Source organism: Paenibacillus sp. P4_E11 (assembly GCF_056401635.1).
The window spans coordinates 54,454-73,863 of record NZ_JBFUIX010000003.1 but is presented as its reverse complement, the minus strand read 5'-3'; the positions used below and the strand labels follow the sequence as shown (position 1 = coordinate 73,863).

Annotated in this window: 16 protein-coding genes; 10 read left to right on the top strand and 6 right to left on the bottom strand. The window is 52.4% G+C overall.

Features of this window, described 5'->3' with window-relative positions:
- Window positions 1-121 precede the first annotated feature (121 nt).
- The gene (locus tag AC1DWB_RS02155) at window positions 122-2,470 is read right to left on the bottom strand and encodes a helix-turn-helix domain-containing protein (protein WP_477539378.1); all 2,349 of its coding nucleotides are present in this window, start codon (window positions 2,468-2,470) and stop codon (window positions 122-124) included.
- 179 nt (window positions 2,471-2,649) lie between these two features.
- Here AC1DWB_RS02155 and AC1DWB_RS02150 point away from each other — a divergent pair, with 179 nt between their 5' ends.
- The 8 genes from AC1DWB_RS02150 (at window position 2,650) to AC1DWB_RS02115 (ending at window position 12,225) form a co-directional block, all read left to right on the top strand.
- Window positions 2,650-3,246 carry a sulfite oxidase-like oxidoreductase gene (locus tag AC1DWB_RS02150; protein WP_477539377.1) on the top strand — a complete coding sequence of 199 codons (597 nt, stop codon included), beginning with the start codon at window positions 2,650-2,652 and terminating at the stop codon, window positions 3,244-3,246.
- A 205-nt stretch (window positions 3,247-3,451) separates the two neighbouring features.
- On the top strand, window positions 3,452-4,828 hold the full coding sequence (locus AC1DWB_RS02145; protein WP_477539376.1) for an ABC transporter substrate-binding protein: 1,377 nt from the start codon (window positions 3,452-3,454) through the stop codon (window positions 4,826-4,828).
- Window positions 4,829-4,888: 60 nt separating this feature from the next.
- A complete protein-coding gene (locus tag AC1DWB_RS02140) occupies window positions 4,889-5,995 on the top strand; it encodes a Gfo/Idh/MocA family protein (RefSeq protein ID WP_477539375.1) in 1,107 nt (368 codons plus the stop codon).
- 4 nt (window positions 5,996-5,999) lie between these two features.
- Window positions 6,000-6,914, top strand: coding sequence for a carbohydrate ABC transporter permease (locus AC1DWB_RS02135; RefSeq protein ID WP_477539374.1), 915 nt, complete (start codon window positions 6,000-6,002; stop codon window positions 6,912-6,914).
- A gap of 52 nt (window positions 6,915-6,966) precedes the next feature.
- A complete protein-coding gene (locus AC1DWB_RS02130) occupies window positions 6,967-7,782 on the top strand; it encodes a carbohydrate ABC transporter permease (protein WP_477539373.1) in 816 nt (271 codons plus the stop codon).
- A 25-nt stretch (window positions 7,783-7,807) separates the two neighbouring features.
- Window positions 7,808-8,560, top strand: coding sequence for an SDR family oxidoreductase (locus AC1DWB_RS02125; protein ID WP_477539372.1), 753 nt, complete (start codon window positions 7,808-7,810; stop codon window positions 8,558-8,560).
- A 117-nt stretch (window positions 8,561-8,677) separates the two neighbouring features.
- Window positions 8,678-10,519 (top strand): cache domain-containing sensor histidine kinase, encoded by a 1,842-nt coding sequence (locus tag AC1DWB_RS02120; protein WP_477539371.1) that lies wholly within the window; start codon window positions 8,678-8,680, stop codon window positions 10,517-10,519.
- Window positions 10,480-12,225, top strand: coding sequence for a response regulator (locus AC1DWB_RS02115; protein ID WP_477539370.1), 1,746 nt, complete (start codon window positions 10,480-10,482; stop codon window positions 12,223-12,225). The genes AC1DWB_RS02120 and AC1DWB_RS02115 overlap by 40 nt, the downstream gene beginning before the upstream one ends.
- Window positions 12,226-12,284: 59 nt before the next feature.
- On the opposite strand, the gene AC1DWB_RS02110 is transcribed toward AC1DWB_RS02115, so the two are convergent.
- From AC1DWB_RS02110 to AC1DWB_RS02100, 3 genes are all read right to left on the bottom strand, one after another.
- Complete coding sequence (locus tag AC1DWB_RS02110) at window positions 12,285-13,100, bottom strand: glycerophosphodiester phosphodiesterase (RefSeq protein ID WP_477539369.1); 816 nt, start codon at window positions 13,098-13,100, stop codon at window positions 12,285-12,287.
- 105 nt (window positions 13,101-13,205) lie between these two features.
- Window positions 13,206-14,360: a zinc-binding dehydrogenase gene (locus AC1DWB_RS02105; RefSeq protein WP_477539368.1), complete on the bottom strand. Its 1,155-nt coding sequence runs from the start codon at window positions 14,358-14,360 to the stop codon at window positions 13,206-13,208.
- A gap of 35 nt (window positions 14,361-14,395) precedes the next feature.
- Window positions 14,396-15,157 carry a DeoR/GlpR family DNA-binding transcription regulator gene (locus AC1DWB_RS02100; RefSeq protein ID WP_477539367.1) on the bottom strand — a complete coding sequence of 254 codons (762 nt, stop codon included), beginning with the start codon at window positions 15,155-15,157 and terminating at the stop codon, window positions 14,396-14,398.
- A gap of 290 nt (window positions 15,158-15,447) precedes the next feature.
- Between AC1DWB_RS02100 and fdhA the strand changes: the two genes are divergently transcribed.
- Entirely contained in the window at window positions 15,448-16,662 is a 1,215-nt protein-coding gene (fdhA, locus tag AC1DWB_RS02095; RefSeq protein ID WP_477539366.1) for a formaldehyde dehydrogenase, glutathione-independent, read from the top strand.
- A gap of 344 nt (window positions 16,663-17,006) precedes the next feature.
- Window positions 17,007-17,138, top strand: coding sequence for a hypothetical protein (locus AC1DWB_RS02090; protein ID WP_477539365.1), 132 nt, complete (start codon window positions 17,007-17,009; stop codon window positions 17,136-17,138).
- 279 nt (window positions 17,139-17,417) lie between these two features.
- On the opposite strand, the gene AC1DWB_RS02085 is transcribed toward AC1DWB_RS02090, so the two are convergent.
- Entirely contained in the window at window positions 17,418-18,575 is a 1,158-nt protein-coding gene (locus AC1DWB_RS02085) for a glycosyl hydrolase family 95 catalytic domain-containing protein (protein WP_477539485.1), read from the bottom strand.
- Window positions 18,557-19,399, bottom strand: a complete 843-nt coding sequence (locus AC1DWB_RS02080) for a glycoside hydrolase family 95 protein (RefSeq protein ID WP_477539364.1) — start codon at window positions 19,397-19,399, stop codon at window positions 18,557-18,559. The genes AC1DWB_RS02085 and AC1DWB_RS02080 overlap by 19 nt, the downstream gene beginning before the upstream one ends.
- Between the last annotated feature and the right edge of the window lie 11 nt (window positions 19,400-19,410).

Genomic DNA, 19,410 nt, shown 5'->3' with positions numbered 1-19,410 from the left:
TCCATACCGATAAATCACTTATTCAATCAAGGAACTTAAAACAAGTTGTCTGAGCTTAGGCGAACCCTATTTACTTGGAATCCCGACACGGATACGTTTACCCTAGTCTTTACACAAGCCCCTACTCCGCGATCGAATCCTTATATTTGCCCGGCGTAATGCCCTCATACTTCTTGAACGTGCGGATAAAGGCGTTCACATCATTGAAGCCAACGCAGTTGGAAATATCGCTAATATTTTTGCTGCGATCGGCAATTAATTGCTTCGCTCTCTCGATCCTCGTCTTGTTGATGTAATCCAGCAGCCCTTCGCCGGTATGATCCTTGAACAGCTTGGACAAGTAGGTCGGCTTCATGTCGAACTCGTTGCCGATTGTGGAGATGTTCAGGTTCGGGTCATTATAGTTATTCTCGATAAACTCGGTCATCCGGACCATTCGTTCGTCTAAGGCGTGCTTACGTGAATGCTGCATGTTTTGCTGGCGTTTGGACGCCGTGTATTCGCACACCTGCTTAAGTAGCTCCGACAATTGAGCTTGCATGTCCTGGATCGTCTCGCAAGCGGTAAGTCGCGCGATCCGTTTCGGATTTTGCACAAGGAAGCTTTCCTGCAGGTTGCCTATTTCGCTGATCGTCTTAATCATAGTGCTCACCAGGTTCAGCATCAGGCAGCGGGCGAAAGCGACGGATACAGTAGGGCGCTGGAAATTGTGCGCAATGATCTCATCCAGGGTTTGCTTGGCCTTCTCATAATCGCCGGTCTTGACGAAGTTGATTAGCTGCTGCTCGACCTGCAGGGGGTAATAGTAGCCAACGCCGGAGTCGCTGGACTGCTTACGAATGTCCTCGTAGGCCAATATTTCATTGCTGCCCATCACGAGCTTATATTCCAGTGCATCCAAGGCATCGGAATACGCATAGGCAATGCCGGCATAGGTCGAATGAACAGCACTGATTGAGACGGTCAATTGCAGATGATAAGAGTCGGACAGAAACTGTCTGGACGCTTGTGCAATTCGAACCAAATCCTCTTTCTGCTCCGCTTCATCCTCCTGAACGAAATTGATCAGACAAGCCAGGGTCTCATTGACTTCGCCCACATATCCCCGGTTATACTGTCCAGCAACCTCCTCCACAACGTTCGTCACGATGAACTGGAGCAGCTTGCGCTTCTCCTCGGGCTCCATCCCCTTAATACGCGCATCGAAGAGACCGCTAGGTTCAATATTGAACAAGAGCACAGCAAACTGGTCCGAATCGAAATGCATATGGAAAGTAGTCAGGGACTCGGTAATCGGAATCTGGCTGTCCAACCGGCCTTTCAGGAGGCGGGCAATGAAGTGCGATCGCATCAGCTGGTGCTGCTGTTCCATCTGGACGAGTGTACTGTTAATCGTTTGCTGGATAAAGCGGAATTCATTGACCCCTTTACCGAACTTCAGTTGGGATTTGCCGGATAAGGACTGCACCATGCGGCGCACCGGATTGTAGTTACGTCGCAGGAAAAAGGTAGATAGCAATCCTCCACCAACGAGACTGATCAGGATGCTGACGAACGTAAGGTTACGGACGTATTCCGCCTTCTCCCAGTAGAGGCTGCTCGGGATCATGGAAATGTATTGCAATCCGGAGCGGCTCGACTTCATGTACCAGACTTCGAACTGTTCCCCGTCCTGATCATAGTAGAAGAAGCCGGATGTATTCGCCATCTGGTTATATGGAAAGGAAGAAGGCAGCTTGAGGTCCGAGTTGGAAATAAGCGGCTCATTCCGGTCGTTCAGAATCATGACGTGGCCTTTGTTGAACAACTCCACATTCTGAATGGAACCTAGGATGCGGGACTGATCAATCATGACTACATTCGTGGCCACCGGTCCTCCGTTGATTGCCGGGTGAGTACTGACATAGGCGACCGTTTTGTTCGCTTGACCGTTGTCGTTGAGGCGAATTAAGGGTACGAACCCTTTGTAATCCGTCCGGTTCATAATGGCAGTCCAATCTACAAAAGTGAAATTCGGGTCGCGATGCATGAGATTGTAAGCGAAAGCGCTTTCGCGAACCATGCTAGGCATGAGTACCGTATTGGAATTTACTAAGTAAATGTAGAAATGATCGACCATGGAATAGGCGGTTTTGTAGAGTCCCATGTCCTTGGAGATTTGATACAGATCATATCCATAGTCATTCGGACTGACCAAGTATTTGTTGGAGTATAGCATGGCTTGGACTTCCACATTCCATGTAAGCTCGATATTCAACCGTTCCATCGATTGAAATTGATTGTCCATCGCTTCCCTGACCTGGTTGAGCAACGAATTATTGGCCTGATGAATCTCATTCTCAAGCGTCCGGTTGGAGGCTACATATACAAAGATGCTGAGGAGGATCGGCAGCAGCAGGATCGTGATGTAAGATAGAAGCCAAGTAAGCCAAATGCTGCGCCTGCGATTTAGTAGCTCCTTTATGACCAAACATATCCCTCCCGAACAGAGATTGTATCCATATATATATCCATAACATGTACAGACAATCATATTCTACCTGTTTCCCCAGCGGACGTATATTGGAAATTATGCTTCGGGTAGGTGAACCTTGTTTGGTATAATAGTGAAAAGTAGGAAAAAGTAATATGAAGGAGGTGCTTGCTACTATGTTGTTCAAATCCGACAAACCCGCTGTAGACCCGAGCCGCGTACCGCCAGGACAGACCGTGACACCTGGGTTCCCGGTGCTGCATTATGGGAATGTGCCTTATTATCGGGATATGGGAATATGGGATTTCCGGATCTTCGGCCTTGTGGAGGAAGAAGTTGCGATCAGCTATAAGGAGTTTATGGCGTTGCCGCGGGAAGAGTTCAAGAACGATATCCACTGTGTGACCACTTGGTCGAAGCTCGACAATACGTGGGAAGGCGTGAAGGTGTCGACCGTAATGGAGCGTGTGAAGCTGAAGCCGGAAGCGCAATACGTCATGCTGCATGCCGAGCACGGTTGGTCAACGAACTTGCCGCTAGCGGACTTTCTGAGGGAGACCAGCTTCTTCGGGATCAAGCACAACGGGGAGATGCTGACGCCGGAACACGGCTATCCAATGCGGATGGTCGTGCCTCACCTGTACTTCTGGAAGAGTGCTAAGTGGCTGCGCGGTCTGGAGTTTATGGCTAAGGATAAGCCTGGATTCTGGGAGCGCAATGGATACCATATGTACGGCGATCCGTTCAAAGAGCAGCGATACGATTTTGATTGAGTTTGGATCAGGCAGTTTTTGCAGAGAGCTTCTGTAGAAACTGCCTTTTCTTGTTTTTCCCCCACAATTCAGCGAATTTTCTCCCCGCTTGGCGAAATGTGAACCTGCCACCTGACTACTTTTGCTTTTATACTGGAATTCAAGAGGAGGTAGCGAGCAAGGACAAGGAACCAACCATGAGCAGTTCATTAGGGAGGGATCGATTTTGAAAAAGAGAATGCTGATTGTGGCAGCGCTCGTTTTGCTAGTTGCGTCTGTAATAGCAGGCTGCAGCGGTGGGGCGAATAATGACGCCGCAAGTACGGTCAAGCCAAGCAACTCCGCCAAGCCCAGCGGATCGGACAAGCAAATCACGATAGAATTTTGGGGGGCGCCTTTGGTTCTTAATGTGGAAGGGATCAAATCCCCGGAATACGGCGATTATGAAAAAGCGATGATTGCCTCGTTCGAAGAGAAAAATCCGGGCATCAAGGTGAAGTACAAGTTGATCGGGGCGAGCGAGATTGAGCAGGCAATTACGGTCGCGTTGACCGGGAACAACCAGCCAGACGTTATCATGGACGCACTTGGCAAACGGTTGATTAAATACGTGAACAGCGGAAAAGTGGAAGACATCAACGATTTTTACGACCCGTCGCAATTCAACAAAAGCATGATCGATGCTGTAACGATCAACGGCAAAATTCACGGCCTTCCTCTCTGGGACCATCCGGAAATCGTATTCTTGAATCGGACGATATTCAAAAACAAAGGGCTGGAAAGTTTAATCCCGCAAAATCGGGAATGGACACTGGACGAGATGCGCGATGCACTTAAGAAAGTGTCGGGCAGCGGCGTGTTCGGAACGGCGTTCTATGCTCTGAATGAGCAGGGCGACGAAATGATGATGCAGCGATATTTCAACATGGGCGGTAAGCAATGGAACGATGAACAGACCGAGATCGTCATGGATAAATACCCGGAAGCGGTCGAATGGATCCAAACGATGATCGATATGATGAAGGAAGGAACGGCGGCACCCGGAGCTGCTACCACTCAGGCTGTCGACGCACTTGAAATGTTCAAGCAAGGCAAGCTGGCGATGTTTCCATGGGGTACCGGCATGTACAACATTATCGCGGCAGGCAAGAAGGACGGGTCGGTCAAAGCGGATATCGATCTATACGGCATCAAGCCGCCGCATAAAGCGGGAGTGGACATGAAGCTGACGAATGTCGGAGCGATCGGTCTTGCCGTATTCAAGCAATCCGACAAAGACAAGCGGGAGGCTGTCAAAAAGTTCGTGCAGTATATGTCGGCACCGGCCAACATCAAGGCGATGTCCAAAGCGGGCGGCTACTTGCCGGCACATAAAGATGCCGCGTACGATTCGGACAATGCTGATTTGCGGACCATCATGAAGGAAATCGCCAACATCCCGATGGCAAGTCTCGGCTACAAATCCAAAGCTTACGCCGGCGTGCGTCCGCTCTGGTTCCCTGAACTGCAGGCCGCCTTCGCCGGCAGCAAGACACCGAAGCAGGCAGTAGCCGACTTTACGCAAAAGGCGAACAATATGATCACCCAAGTCAACAAAAATTAATGGTTCCGGATACGCCCTGTTCCTGGAGCAGGGCGTATCCGAGTTACGGAGGATATGCCAATGAACGGAACAACGATCAGGTTCGGCATCGTCGGCTGTGGTTTCTTCGGCGGCGAATTTGCCCGCATCCTGCATGAGATGGACGGTGCTAGTGTAATCGCCGTCCATGGCGGCAGCGGCAAGAGTACGGCCGCCATCGCCGCGGAAATCGGATGCGAAGTGGTGGAGCGGCTGGAGAGTCTGGCGGAACGCGGCGATATTGACGCGATTGTCGTCACTAGCCCCAATCACCTGCACAAAGAGCCGGTGCTGCAGGCGGCGCGGAACGGGAAACATGTGTTTTGCGAAAAGCCCGTCGCGCTATCGGCGGAAGACTGCCGGGAGATGGTGGAAGCATGCCGCCAAAGCGGCGTACGCTTTATGGCCGGGCACATCATGCACTTCATGCAAGGGATCGAGCAGGTCAAGCAGTGGATCGAGGACGGGAGGATCGGTCGTCCAATTGTGCTCCACTCGGAGCGAACGGGCTGGGAGGAGCCGCGGGCGGAAGTAAGCTGGAAGAAAAATCAGCAGCAGTCGGGTGGTCATCTGTTCCATCACATCCATGAGCTCGACTTTGCGCTTGCCGTCATGGGCCCTGCGGCTGCGGTTTATATGGCAGCAGACAATTTGGCGCACCGTGGGCCTGGCTTCGGAGACGAAGATGATGTGCTGCTCCTTACTGTGCATTTTGAAAACGGCGGTTTCGGCACACTGCAGTTCGGGTCCGGTTTCCGCTGGGGTGAGCATTATATGAAAATCAACGGAACGGAAGGCTCGATCAAAATCGATTTCCGCCAGTCCCTCATTGAGCTGCGCAGTGCAGGCGAGGCGCCGCAGACGATCGGACTGTATGGTGAGCCTTATGACGAGGAGCGCCGACAATTGTACGAACGGATGGACGGCGGTGTCATCTATGGCGATCCGCAGAGCAGGCCGCCGCGCTTCCTGCAAACGGTAATGAAGCGGGAAATGGCGTATTTCTGCGATGTCATTGGCGGTCGTCCGATTGATGAGGACAAGAAGCTGCTGTTCGATGGGACGGCCGCGAACCATTCGGTGGCGACGGCTGAAGCAGCGCTGCAAGCCAAACAAGCGCGTCAAGCGATACTGCTGCGGACGGAGTGAGGCCATGAATACGAAGTTAAATGGCGTAACCGCAATCGGTAAGGTAAAGTCGTCGCTGCATCGATGGAAGGAGCCGGCATGGGGATATGCTTTCGTCTTGCCGAATTTGATTCTGATCGCTTTGTTTTTTATTTACCCGCTATTTAACACATTCCGCCTGAGCTTCTTCCAAGCGGATATGCAAGCGGAGACGTTTATCGGGCTGGACAACTTCAAGACTTTGTTTGCAGACTCCGTATTCTTGAATTCACTGAAGCATACGTTTTACTTCGCGCTGATTATCGTCCCGATCATTGTTGTCATTTCGTTTACGGTCGCCGGCTTGATCAAGGATTTGCGACCCTCTTCCAAGACGCTGTTCCGTATTATTTTTTATTTGCCAGTCGTTGCAACACCGGTTGTCGTCACGATGGTATGGGCGTGGATGTATAACGTGAACTTCGGGATATTAAACTATTTGCTCAGCTTGATCCATGTCGGGCCTATTGAATGGCTGGGTTCCACATCTGGTGCCTTCCTGGCGATCGTGATCGTGGTCGTCACCTGGTCGGTCGGCCAGCCGATTATTCTATATTTGGCGTCGATGGACGGAATCTCCAAAGAATTGTATGAAGCGGCCGAAATCGATGGTGCGGGACCGTTCCGCAAGTTTCTCCGCATTACGCTGCCGCTCGTCGCCAACACAACACTGTTCGTTACGGTGACGACGACGATTGCGACGTTCCAAATTTTCGTCGTCATTCATCTGCTGACCCGCGGTGGACCGTACTTCAGCACGGAAACGCTCGTGTATACGATCTATCGCACCGCCTTCACGGCAACGGAGTTCGGGGCAGCCTCCGCGCAAGGCGTCGTACTGTTCGTCATTATTATGATTATTGCTCTCGTACAACTTAGACTGATTCGTTCGAAAGCTTGATGCGCTATTGCGGGAGCAGACCAACTTCGAGCCTATGCATAGGAGGAACCGTATGAAAGCTTCCATTGCGATACGCTACGCGATATTAATTGCGGCGTCCGTCGTATTTATATTCCCTTTGTATTGGATGGTTACGGGTTCGGTCAAACCGGCCATAACCTTGTGGCAAATTCCACCGGACTGGTTTCCAAAAACGATCGATTTCACCCAATTTCGCGTGCTGCTGGACCGTCAGCCGGCGATGCGCTGGATGTTCAATAGCATTTTCGTCGGCGTCGTATCTGTCTTCTTCATACTTCTGTTTTGTTCGCTCGCTGGTTATGCGTATGCGAAGAAACAATTTCCAGGACGCAATGTGCTGTTTTTTGTCATCATCGCGACGATGATGATGCCTCGCCAGGTGACGCTGGTGCCGCTTTATTTACTTGTGTCCGATCTGGGGCTGCTGGATTCGTACGCGGGTCTAATTATGCCAGTGATCGCCTATCCGTTCGGCGTTTTTTTGATTCGACAGTTCGTTCGCTACATTCCCGACGAGTTGATCCATGCGGCCAAGGTGGATGGTGCAGGAGAAATCCGTATTTTCGCGCAAATCGTCGTCCCGCTAATCTCACCGGCACTTGGGGCGTTAGCGATCTTCTCGTTCATGTACGTTTGGAATGATTATATGTGGCAGTTGATCGTGCTTACCTCCGACAGCATGAAGACGTTGCCGCTTGGCGTGTCTGGCTTGGTCAACCGCGAGATGAGCGTCAATTACGGTTTGGCGATGGCAGGCGGTACGCTGGCCGCCATACCGCTCATTATCTTCTTTTTACTGTTCCAACGAAGCTTTATTCGCGGCATTACGCTCGGAACGGAGAAGTAAACGAACGAACGGAGGCAAATCGGCTATGAAGGTTGCAGGAAGAGCAGCTTTAATCACGGCAGCGGGGAGTGGTATCGGCAAAGCGACCGCGCACAAGCTCGCCGAATGGGGGGCGAAGGTGCTCGTATGCGATATCGATGGCGACAGAGTGAACCGGACGGTACATGACATCGTATCCTCGGGAGGGGAAGCAGTTGGCTTTCAAGCTGACGTGTCGCGCAAGGAAGAAGTAAGCCGTATGTTCGATTATATGCTTGCGCATTTCGGCGGCATCGATATCCTAGTCAACAATGCGGGAATCGGGCTGGACGGCAAAATAAATGAAGCAACGGAAGAAGACTGGGATAGAGTGCTGGATGTAAGCTTGAAATCAACCTTCCTGTGCTCCCATTTTGCCGCCAAATCGTTCATTGCGCAAAAGTACGGCCGAATTGTCAATATTTCGTCCCGTATGTGGATGGGAGGGATCGGACAGTCGAGCTATTCCGCAGCCAAAGGGGGAGTCGTCAGCTTAACGCGGACTTGCGCGATGGAATTGATCGAGCATGGGGTCACCGTTAACTGTATTGCGCCAGGAGCGATTGCGTCAACGGTATTCGACGTGATGTCCCCAGAAAGGCAAGAGCAAATATTGAGCCGCCAGTTTGTTCCCGGTGTTATCGGCCGGCCGGAGGACGTTGCGAATGCAGTTGCCTTCTTCGCTTCCGACGACGCGGGCTATATTACCGGACAAGTGCTGCACGTTTGCGGGGGCAAAAGTCTCGGGGCGAGATGGTAGATTTTGATTCGAGGAAATAGTCGCTATGCTATACTAAGGGTATTCATCATAACTATCGGCTAGAGTACCGATCGCTGGATTGCGTGGCTCGGCATAGACGTTCCGGGAGGGAATGCGATGAAATTGCGCAACAAAACGTTCGCGGCATTTCTCGGGTTCATCGTTGTGCCGCTTATCGCGCTCGGCGCGGTATCGTATTTGCTGCTGCAGCATGTCATTGCCAACAAGTACGGCGAGCAGACGGAGCTGACACTGCGGGCGATCGGGAGCAACGTCGCGTCGGTGTTCAAAGAAGCCAACTCGTTGTCCGACACGTTTTATAGTGTCTTCATGATGCGCACCCCGGTTATCGATATGCAAAATTCCAGCTCGAGGCTCGAAGTCTACGAATCGGAACGAAATTTGCGGAGCATCTTGCTGTCGTATCCTTCGCTGCAGTCGGTTTCCTTTTACCAACTGGATGGAGGAATGCTCGGCGTTGACCTCGATCGGAAGCAGCGAGTCTCGTTCGAGGATCTGTCCAAGGATCCGCTGTACCGCGAGGCGCATGAGCGGAACGGGTTTCCGCTATGGCTGGGGCCTTATGAGAACAAACGGTTGTCGGGCGGGAGTACGGTTCTGACTCAGTTACGTATGGTGCGCGACTTCAACACGCTCACGGTGAAAGGCACGATGCTGCTGCAGCTGCAAATGGACGATTTGCGCAGCTTGTTCCATTCCTATGACGCGAACGGGAGCAAGGGGAACCGGTTTCTGCTCGTCGACCCGGGCGGTACGATCGTATTCGACAACAAGAATGACGAGTTGGTCGGCGATCCCTTGCCGTTAACGCTCGGCCAGGAACCGTATGTCAGCCGGAAAATGCACTTCGATAATGTGCAGAGTCTAGTCTCTGTGTACAAGCTCGAGCTTGGCAAGCTTGGGTTGAATGGGTGGAGCGTCGTTTCGATCGCGTCGTGGCATTATTTATCCGGGGAGACGAATGTGCTGATGGGTTGGGTGGCCGTCGTTATGGTAGGCTGCCTCGTTTTCGCTTTGTTGTTCAACTTGCTGTTCGTCAATCGCATTATCCGCATCATTCTGCGTGTCGTCCAATCGATGCGCAGCGTGGAACGCGGTGATTTTCGCGTCCGCGTCGATGTGCACGGGCGTGACGAGGCAAGCTTCCTGGCGACTGGCTTCAACCGGCTCGTCCAACAGCTGGATCGGCTTCTGACCGATGTGAAGCGTGAGCAGGAGCGCAAGAACAAAGCGGAGTTCATGCTGCTTCAGGCGCAGATCAAGCCGCATTTTCTGTACAACACGCTGGAATCGATCAACGCGTTGGCGATGCAGAACGAAGGACGGAAGGTCAGCCAGATGGTGGTACGGCTTGGGAGTATTCTGAGGATCAGCATCCAACAGAAGGAAGAAATCCTGATCCAGCACGAAATCGAGCATTTGAAAAGCTACCTTGAAATTCAGAAGTACCGATTTGCGGATTTGTTCGATTATGTGATCGATGTGCCAGAGGAGCTGTTGGACTATGCCGTACAGAAGCTCACGTTGCAGCCGCTTGTGGAGAATGCGATTCAGCATGGGTTCGAGAGCATAGCCTATCGGGGGATGTTGCGAATAACGGTGAGCGAGGAACATGGCGGCATTGTGCTAACCGTGGAAGACAACGGCGTCGGCATCGCACCTGAACGGTTGGCCGCGTTTCACTATCATTCGGAAATTGCCTGGGGGGAGCACGGGCAGGCGTTCCGCGAAGAAGCTATGAGCGTGGAGGAATCCGTGTGGAGCGGCGACGGAGGTGGTGTGAATAGCGAATTCGGCGGCCTCGGCGTAAGTAATGTGGCCGACCGCATCCGTATCCGTTACGGTGCCGCGTACGGCCTGTTCATTTGTAGCGCGCCTGGCGAGGGAACGGTTATCAAATGCACGATTCCGAAACGAAGGATGGAGGCGGGCACATGAGGCTGAAGGCGCTTCTGGTCGACGACGAAATTCATCTGCTGCACAATTTACAGTTGGTCATTCCGTGGGAACAGCACAACATCGAAATCGTCGCCTTGGCCCGGAACGGAAAGCAGGCGCTGGAGGAAGCGGAGAGGCATCGGCCGGACATCATCCTAAGTGACATCCGCATGCCGCTAATGGACGGCATCAAGCTGCTGGAAGAGCTGCGGCGGCTTGAAATCTCGAGCGACGTGATCATGATCACCGGCTACCAGGATTTTGAGTACGCCCGATCTGTCATTAAGCACGGTGCACGCGACTACATATTGAAGCCGATCGATTATGAGGAGCTGGAGCGGACGGTTGCACGGCTGGCCATGGAAATCCGTTCGCGCAACATGAAACGGGCGATGGATGAGAAAAAATGGAACCGCGTCGTTCACCTCGCTTACGAAAAAATGCTGCTCGACGTGCTGCTCGATTTGCCCGCATCTGGCGTGAGCGAGCTGCTAGACGGGGGTGAGCAGTCGGCGGAACGAGTATCATTCTCGCTCATGCTTGCAGACATCGATGAATATGCGGCCAAGTCGCGACTGTGGAGCGAAGTCGAGCGCAAGCTGTGGAATTTCGCCATCGGTAACGTGTTGCACGATGCACTGGCGGAAACGGGTTTACGTTATGCGGTGCTGCGGCCGCGGGAAGGTGAATGGGCGATCGTGATCGAGCGGGAAGAAAACGGCGGCGCTGCTGAGAACGTCACGAGCGTCACGAGTGTCACGAGTGTCATGAATGGCACAGCGGCTCCAAGCCTAGGCTCGCATGTGGGACTGAACAGCGACGCACCGGGCATGATGCGGCTCGCGGCCAAAATGCAGCTGGACGTGCTGCAATTCGTCAAGCTTCCCGTGAGTTTTGCCGTGCTGCCGCAGCACGCAATGCTGTCGGAACTGGCGGCCGGGTATAAGCGGCTGCAGCGCTGCCTTTATTTGTCGCCGCATACGGACCTCGCCGTCGTCATGCCGGAACAGTCTACGGCCGCAGCGGATTCGGGCGAGCGTCTATGGAGATCGGTCGAGGGTATTGTCTCGGGACTGAAACGACGCCATCGTGAAGACATCTCGCGCTGCATGGCCGAGCTAAGCGACCATCTGCTGCTTGTATCCGGACAATCGTTCGTGCGTGCCGAACAGATGTTGCATTTTGTCGTTGTTCACTTGCTGCGCGAAATGCGCGAGGTCGACATGATCAACGCCGAGCAGGAGCTGGTAGTTTGGGGGAAGCTGGAGAAGTCGGCTGGGATGAAAGGGCTGCTTCGTTTAATTGCGGACACCGTCGAGGACGGGCTGCGCGTCGTGACGAACAAGCGCACAGGCGAGCAGTTTATGTTGGAGGCACGGGATTATATAGAGCGGCATCTTGAGGACAATCTTGGCATAGAAGAATTGGCGGATCGTCTCGGTATCAGCTACAGCTATTTTAGCATGCTGTTTAAGCAGCATTTCGGAGTGACGTTCGTGGAATATGTTACAGGCCAGCGGATGGAGCGAGCGAAGTCGCTACTGCTCCAACCGGACAAAAGTGTAACGCACATCGGCAAGACGGTCGGCATTCCACAGCGACGTTATTTTACGAAAGTGTTTTTGAAGCATGTCGGCCTCAGCCCTTCCGAATACCGCGAGCAACAAGGCATCAAGAGCCCGAATGTGAAGGGAGAACTGGAGTGAACCAGTACTCATACACCAAGAACCGTCCGGTAATTTTCCGGACGGTTGTTTGGTATTTCCTATGACCAAGCCTTAACGATTTGTGAGAATCGCAAGGGCTCATCTGTAGCGTACCAACGAATGCCGAGATCGAGCAGCTTCCGCAGGGACGTTTCATCGAATTGAAAGGGAAGTACCTCGAAGTCGATACCTGAATGCTCAGCAGCGGATAAAGCGTACCTTAGGAACGTTTCGTCGAGATCGTACATCCAATCGGGGCTTGGGGCCTTCGAATTCAAATGCAGTTGAACTTGATCCAGCCCGTCGAACCCGGAGCGTTCAGCCTCGAGAAAACGATCTTGAATCACCTGGGCGTTGCCTCCAACCCACAGCATGCTGCGGACACCAGAGGCGATGCGTTTCATCTCCCGGCAATTGTCCTGTTTGTTATGCGTGAATATGACTTGGCTGTTCACTTCGTAACGGTCAATAAGCTGCCCCAGTTGAACCAAATCGACTTCCTTCAGATCCAGATACATGCTGTAACTGCGGTTGGCCTGCAATTCCTTGAACGCTTCTTCGAGGGAGGGGATACGCTCCCCGCTGAATTCCGCTCGGAATTTCACGCCAGCATCCCAAGCCTGAGCCTCCTCGAACGAAAGTTCGGAGATAAGACGATCCTTCACCTCATCCGGCGCCGTAGTCGTTCTAGCCGGGGTTTCATCATGCAGGCACACAATGACGCCATCCTGGGTCGTGCGAATATCCGCCTCCGGAATGCCTCCGAGCCCCCAAGCGTAACGGTTAGCAACCATCGTATTATCGGGGCGCTCATATGCTCCCCCTCCACGATGTGCCTGCCAGAATACTCGATTCGATCGATGTTGACTAGCCACCTATGATCACTCTCTCTAATTCATCGTCTGTGTGCAGGTTATCTATTATGCGGTATACTATAATACGGGCAACCCGCAAAGTGATAGGAATAAGCTTCGAAGGCTTCACTTCACTTTGTCGGGATTGTTTTGGGGTACTGGGTTCGTTTCTTTGGTGTCAGGCCATTGAAACGCCAGTACTTTTTTTTGCCAATCGCGATGTCTCGCGGCATTGTCCATAGCTTCCGTGAAATCGGCTGCGCCGGCAACATGGCAAGTCTGCTCCGATAGCAATTGACGCAAGGTGTTCTGGCAATCGACACTTCGCATCGTCTGCAGCACTTGCGTGAAATCGGCTGCCGAGCTGCGGCTGCTGCCGATCAATGTAATTCCTTTCTCCAGAACGTCCCGCGTGTTAATCGGTACCCGTTCTTCCGTCACGCCCATCAGGATCAAATATCCGCCTGGCTTCAGCAGATCGATCGCCTGATTGACTGCACTCTCTGAGAACTTCCCGCCTGTACATTCGACGGCGATATCTACGCCAGAGCTCGCTTGGAAATCGTATGTCTGTACCATGGCCCGTTCGGCAAATGTGAATTTGTCGAGCTTCTCCGACATTGCACCGAATACCCGTAGTCGATCGGACTCGAGTCCGAACATATGATGCAGCATGGAAGCTGTAACGTAACCGACAGGTCCATCCCCGAACACCGCCGTTTCAGCATGCTGGAGCAAGTGCTTAACTCGGCTTAACGCTTGGCAGGACACCGAGCACAGTTCAGCCAGTACTGCGATCTCATCCGGAACTTCGGACGGGACTGGAATGGCGCATGCCGCTGGAATGACCAGACGACTCTGGGCGATTCCGTCATATCCGCTGCCAAGGAAACGACCATGGTAGCAGTAATTATCCGTAATCTCGCCTCGGCAAGCCGGACAGCAGTCAGCTGAGTGGGTACCGCTCAACAAGTAACCCGGTATATTCGGGACGATGACGACCTTGTCCTCTGCACGCAGGCTCGGATCCGCGCTTGCAACGACGGTACCGATGCCTTCGTGAATGAGGGCCATCGGCAATTTGCGGGCCAATGCCTCAGGACGTCTCTGACCAGTATAGTAGCGCAAGTCGGCATGGCATATGCTTCCGAGGGAAGGTTCAATGACGACGAATCCATCTGAGAGCTTATGCTCAAGTACCACTTCCTGGACATTACCTGGCTGAATCAAGCGCAGTGCGTTCGACTGGACAGCTTGAACTAGCACTTCTTGGTTGCTCATTTCATTATCACCTCCTCTCCATGAAGGTGAAGCCCTTATACACAGATGATGCGGACGCCAGCTTCCTTGAATGCGTCTACTTGCTGTGCGGATGCCTCTGTACCGGTTATGAACGTATGGACAGATCCAATAGGGGCAACGGTATGAAGTGATCGCTTGCCGATCTTGGTATCATCAGCGACGACGATCACTTCTTGAGCAGCCCGGATCATGCCTTTCTTCGTAGGCACCAGCTTCTCCTCGGGATGAGTAAGCCCATACTCCGGATGGATGGCTGGCGTGCCGATGAACGCTTTTTGGACATGCAACGATTCAAGTACTTTGTCGGTGAACATACCATTCAGCATGAAGCTGGAGTGGTACAGTGTTCCACCCGTTACGATCACTACAATGCCCGGGGAGTCGCGCAGTTCTGCCGCCACATTCATGTCGTTCGTAACGACAGTCAGATTCGTGCGTGTAACGAGCTGTTGCGCTATATGAACAGTTGTCGTCCCCGAATCGAGAATAATGTGGTCGCCGTCTTCAATCATGGATGCTGCTTGTTTCCCGATGCGCACTTTCTGCTCGAATTGATCACTTGCCCGCTCAGAGAACGAGGGCTCCATATTGGCGCCTTGATCGAGAATAACCCCGCCATGTGTCCGGCGCAGCAGGCCTTCCTGTTCCGCTTCAGCCAAGTCACGGCGAATAGTAGCTTCATGTACTTGAAACTCCTTGGCGAGCTCACTCACGGATGCCACTTGCCGCTGTTTGACGAAATCTACAATGCGGAGCTTGCGTTCGACTGCTAGCATAGAATGAGCCACCTCCGTTAGTCTTAATAGAGTTATGTTTGATTATGCGTGAAAATGTTCATTATTGTTTATAGAATAAATCACCTTTCAGCAGTTGTCAATCCATTTGCAGGTAACAACCTTTTGGTATAGAGAGTATAGGTATGTTTACTAGTCCTTGAATGCTTCTTTTTCTTGACGTTGGGCGTGAGGAAAGTTATGGTTATTGTGAGCACTAGTGTAAGCGATTACTGTAATGTTGGCTGGTGGGTGACAAGAGAATTCTTTCTATTAAAAGGAGAGACATGTCGATGGCAGGAAATCGAGCGGTTGTGTATGTGGGACCAGGTGAAGTAGACGTAAGAGACATTAGTTACCCAGATCTGATTCTTCGAGACGGGCCAGGTGTTAATCCGCTTAACGTCGGACGGAAATGTGAACACGGCGTTATCTTGAAAGTAGTGACCACGAACATTTGCGGTAGTGACCAGCACATGGTTCGGGGACGTACTACAGCACCAAGCGGTCTCGTATTAGGCCATGAGATTACAGGCGAAGTAATTGAAGTAGGTCGCGATGTGGAATTTATCAAGAAGGGCGATCTTGTCTCGGTTCCATTCAACATTGCCTGCGGCCGCTGCCGTAACTGCAAGGAACGGAATACGAATGTTTGCTCGAATGTGAATCCGGACCGTCCGGGTTCGGCATACGGTTATGTGGATATGGGTGGATGGGTCGGAGGACAATCGGAATATGTGATGGTTCCTTATGCGGACTTCCAGCTGTTGAAGTTCCCTGATAAAGACCAAGCGATGGAGAAAATTCGTGATCTAACGATGCTGTCCGATATATTCCCTACTGGTTACCATGGAGCTGTAAGTGCGGGCGTTAAGCCGGGGTCTACGGTGTATGTGGCAGGAGCAGGTCCAGTCGGACTAGCTGCCGCTCACTCTGCTCAATTGCTAGGAGCTGCCGTGGTCATTGTAGGCGACCTGAATGGAGAGCGATTGGCACAAGCTAGAAGCTTCGGGTGTGAGACTGTTAACTTGAAGGAACATCCGAATCTGGGTGAACAGATCGAGCAGATTCTAGGAGTTCCAGAAGTCGATTGCGCGATTGACTGCGTCGGCTTCGAAGCTCATGGTCATGGTCACGCGCATGGGGAAGCACCAGCTACCGTGTTGAACTCGATTATGGAAGTTACACGTGCCGGAGGAAGGCTCGGTATTCCCGGACTATATGTCACGGGCGATCCGGGAGCGATTGATCAGGATGCGAAGATCGGAACGCTCAAGATTCGCTTCGGGTTGGGATGGGCCAAGTCCCATACGTTCGTTACCGGTCAAACACCAGTCATGCAGTATCACCGTGACCTGATGATGTCGATCTTGAACGGCAAAGCACAAATCGCCAAGGCGGTTAATGCTACGGTCATTTCGCTGGATCAGGCAGCGGGTGCCTACAGGGAGTTCGATAAAGGCGCATCCAAGAAGTTCGTAATCGATCCACATGGATTGGTGAAATAGCAGTGAGGGAGAGGGACGGGGCAACCCGTCCTTTTTATTTTGAACAGATCGTTAAGAAGAATCGGGAGGAATATGAAGCAGGAAGAGATGGTCTAGACTCGGTAGCGTTGTTTCACCTTATTACTCCATGATGAAGCGAATCTGCACAATAACGCTGTTTGATCATCTTAAATGGATTGATTTCTCTCGATTCCATGAATTCGGGCCGAGTAGAGTGATGAAAAAATCTTATTCGGACGGATTATCTCATTTATAGAAATTAGCGTGATGAAACAACCTTATCATGTAATCACTCAACGGAGACATTTCCAGTTGTTATGGAAAGACCGAGAGGGGTTTGATACTTGAGTGGTTTGCCACGCAATGACCGACCCGATGGAACACAAGTGCTGATTAAGATAATCAAGGATAGTCAACACGCCATCATTGAAAACGCCAAGCTGATGAACGAATTCGAGATTGCAGGAAATCTATAATCTCTGGTGTGCTGAAGTCGATCACTCTGATGGGAAAGGGGAACTTGGCTTGTTCTGGTCCACTTCTTCTTGTCGGTCGAACCCCGTTAACGGAAGGGGAAGTGGAAGTGTTGAAGCAGTTAGCTGCGGGGCTGTAGTGGTAGGAAATTGCCTGCGGATCGCGTCAAGGCCATAACAATTGCAGCGAAGTTGAACTTGTTGGACGCCCCAAATGATGATGAGAATGCTAAGAGCGGCGTATCCCAATACCGGGACAGCCGCTCTTATTGTCGTGCGAAGTTAATGAGAAGCTGGGGAAACAAAGTAGGTTTGATCCGCTTGTACGTGAAATTCAATCACATTGTTAGTGCTGACAGACGGAACGTCTATCCCGCCATGACGCACCACCAGAGGAACGGTGGATTGAATTCGGCATACACCCGTTGCTAGGGTAAGAAGCTCGGCTGACAGAAGAATGCCATCGCGCCATTCGATCGCAACCTCGTAGCCGCCGCGGGCACGAAGCCCCTTCACTCGGCCTTCTGGCCAAGCCTTCGGCAGTGCCGGCAGCAATCGGAGTATTCCGCCGTGCGATTGCAGCAGCATCTCGGCGACACCGGCCGCTCCACCGAAGTTGGCGTCGATCTGGAACGGAGGATGGTCGCCGAACAAGTTCGGATGCACCGCTCGTTGCAACAACGCATGTAGATTGCTATACGCTTGTTCACCCTCCTGGAGTCTGGACCAGAATAAAATGATCCAAGCCCGGCTCCAGCCGGTATGCCCTCCGCCGTGCTGCAGACGACGGTTCAGTGTTACCCTAGCCGCTTCGGCCAGTTCCGGCGTGCCTTCCACCGATACTTGTTCTCCGGGATAGAGGGCGAACAGATGCGAAATATGGCGGTGTCCGGGCTCTGGTTCGTCATAATCGACCGACCACTCCATCAACTGGCCGTGTTTCCCGATTCTCGGCTCAGGCAGCTTGCGGATCGCGGCTGCCAGCTTTTCACGAAAGTCGTCGTCCACGCCTAGCCGTTCACTTGCTTCCACACATCCGCCGAACAGGGCGAATATGATTTGCGTATCCATGGAAGGTCCTGCGCACAGATGACCGATATTGCCATTCGGCAGCCTATAGCTGTTCTCCGGTGACAGGCAAGGCGATGTTACAAGCTGCCCCTGCTCGTCCTCCACTAGATAATCAAGGAAAAACTCGGCTGCTTCCTTCATGACCGGATAAGCACGTTCAGCCAGGAATACAGGATCCAACCCGAACTGATAATGCTCCCACAGATGCAGGGCGAGCCATGCGCCACCCATCGGCCATAGTACAGCTGGTGTATATGTACCTTGAACGGCGGAATCCGCCCACAAGTCAGTCGCATGATGAGCGACGAATCCTCTTGCTCCATAGAGCGTCTTCGCGGTATGCCGGCCGTTCACGCGCAGTCGGTCCAGCAGCCCGAACAGCGGCTCGTGACACTCTGCCAGGTTGGCAACTTCCGCCGGCCAGTAGTAGCCGCCTCCGCTTGTGCCAAACTTACACGCCGCGGGTCATCGTGACGGAATGTGGTGTGGGCCGTCAAAATCAAGGTGACCGCATCCGCTCGTTCCACGGAAAGGTATCCTCCGATTGTACGTAAAGTTCCACCTTCCACGACGGCCTTTAATACGGTGCAGTAGGCTACACCATCCGGGCCGCATTGACCACTCATTACCAATGTGTCAGTGCCAATCATCTCGAGCGTTCCTTCGAACGGTCGACGACTCAAGTTGGCGCTGAATGTTAAACTTCCAACAGCGTTAGCGCTTAGACGAATGACAATGGCTTGATCAACGTTGCTCGCAAACACCTCCCGGCGATATTCCGTTCCGTCGGATGTGAAGGCAATCCCTACTACACCTGTCTCCAGATCAAGCTCACGCGTATAGTGGCTGCGGTCTCCACCCAAATCTTCGAACTGCAAGTGCAGATCGCCGAGCGTCTGGTAAGGGGCGAAATGCTGGGGAATCGAAGTCATGGCGAATTTCGAAAGACGTTCTGCTTCCTGTGGCCGTCCTTCTGCCAAGAGTCGGCGAATTTCGTCCAGATGTTGGATCGCCTCGGGATTGTCACGCTTTCTCGGGCCACCATACCAGATGGAGTCTTCATTAAGTTGAATTCGTTCTGCTTGAACTTGACCGAATACCATGCCGCCTAGACGGCCGTTACCGAATGGCAACGCCTGAACCCATTGTTTGGCGGGTTGCGAGTACCATAGCTTGGTGGTTGATTGTCCCATGTCTTCGCTTC

Bases quoted from the DNA above. Each gene is read 5' to 3' on its own strand.
- AC1DWB_RS02150 (WP_477539377.1), top strand. From the start codon at position 2,650: ATGTTGTTCAAATCCGACAAACCCGCTGTAGACCCGAGCCGCGTACCG.
- AC1DWB_RS02140 (WP_477539375.1), top strand. From the start codon at position 4,889: ATGAACGGAACAACGATCAGGTTCGGCATCGTCGGCTGTGGTTTCTTC.
- AC1DWB_RS02135 (WP_477539374.1), top strand. From the start codon at position 6,000: ATGAATACGAAGTTAAATGGCGTAACCGCAATCGGTAAGGTAAAGTCG.
- AC1DWB_RS02130 (WP_477539373.1), top strand. From the start codon at position 6,967: ATGAAAGCTTCCATTGCGATACGCTACGCGATATTAATTGCGGCGTCC.
- AC1DWB_RS02125 (WP_477539372.1), top strand. From the start codon at position 7,808: ATGAAGGTTGCAGGAAGAGCAGCTTTAATCACGGCAGCGGGGAGTGGT.
- AC1DWB_RS02120 (WP_477539371.1), top strand. From the start codon at position 8,678: ATGAAATTGCGCAACAAAACGTTCGCGGCATTTCTCGGGTTCATCGTT.
- AC1DWB_RS02115 (WP_477539370.1), top strand. From the start codon at position 10,480: ATGCACGATTCCGAAACGAAGGATGGAGGCGGGCACATGAGGCTGAAG.
- AC1DWB_RS02105 (WP_477539368.1), bottom strand. From the start codon at position 14,360: ATGAGCAACCAAGAAGTGCTAGTTCAAGCTGTCCAGTCGAACGCACTG.
- AC1DWB_RS02100 (WP_477539367.1), bottom strand. From the start codon at position 15,157: ATGCTAGCAGTCGAACGCAAGCTCCGCATTGTAGATTTCGTCAAACAG.
- fdhA (WP_477539366.1), top strand. From the start codon at position 15,448: ATGGCAGGAAATCGAGCGGTTGTGTATGTGGGACCAGGTGAAGTAGAC.
- AC1DWB_RS02080 (WP_477539364.1), bottom strand. From the start codon at position 19,399: ATGGGACAATCAACCACCAAGCTATGGTACTCGCAACCCGCCAAACAA.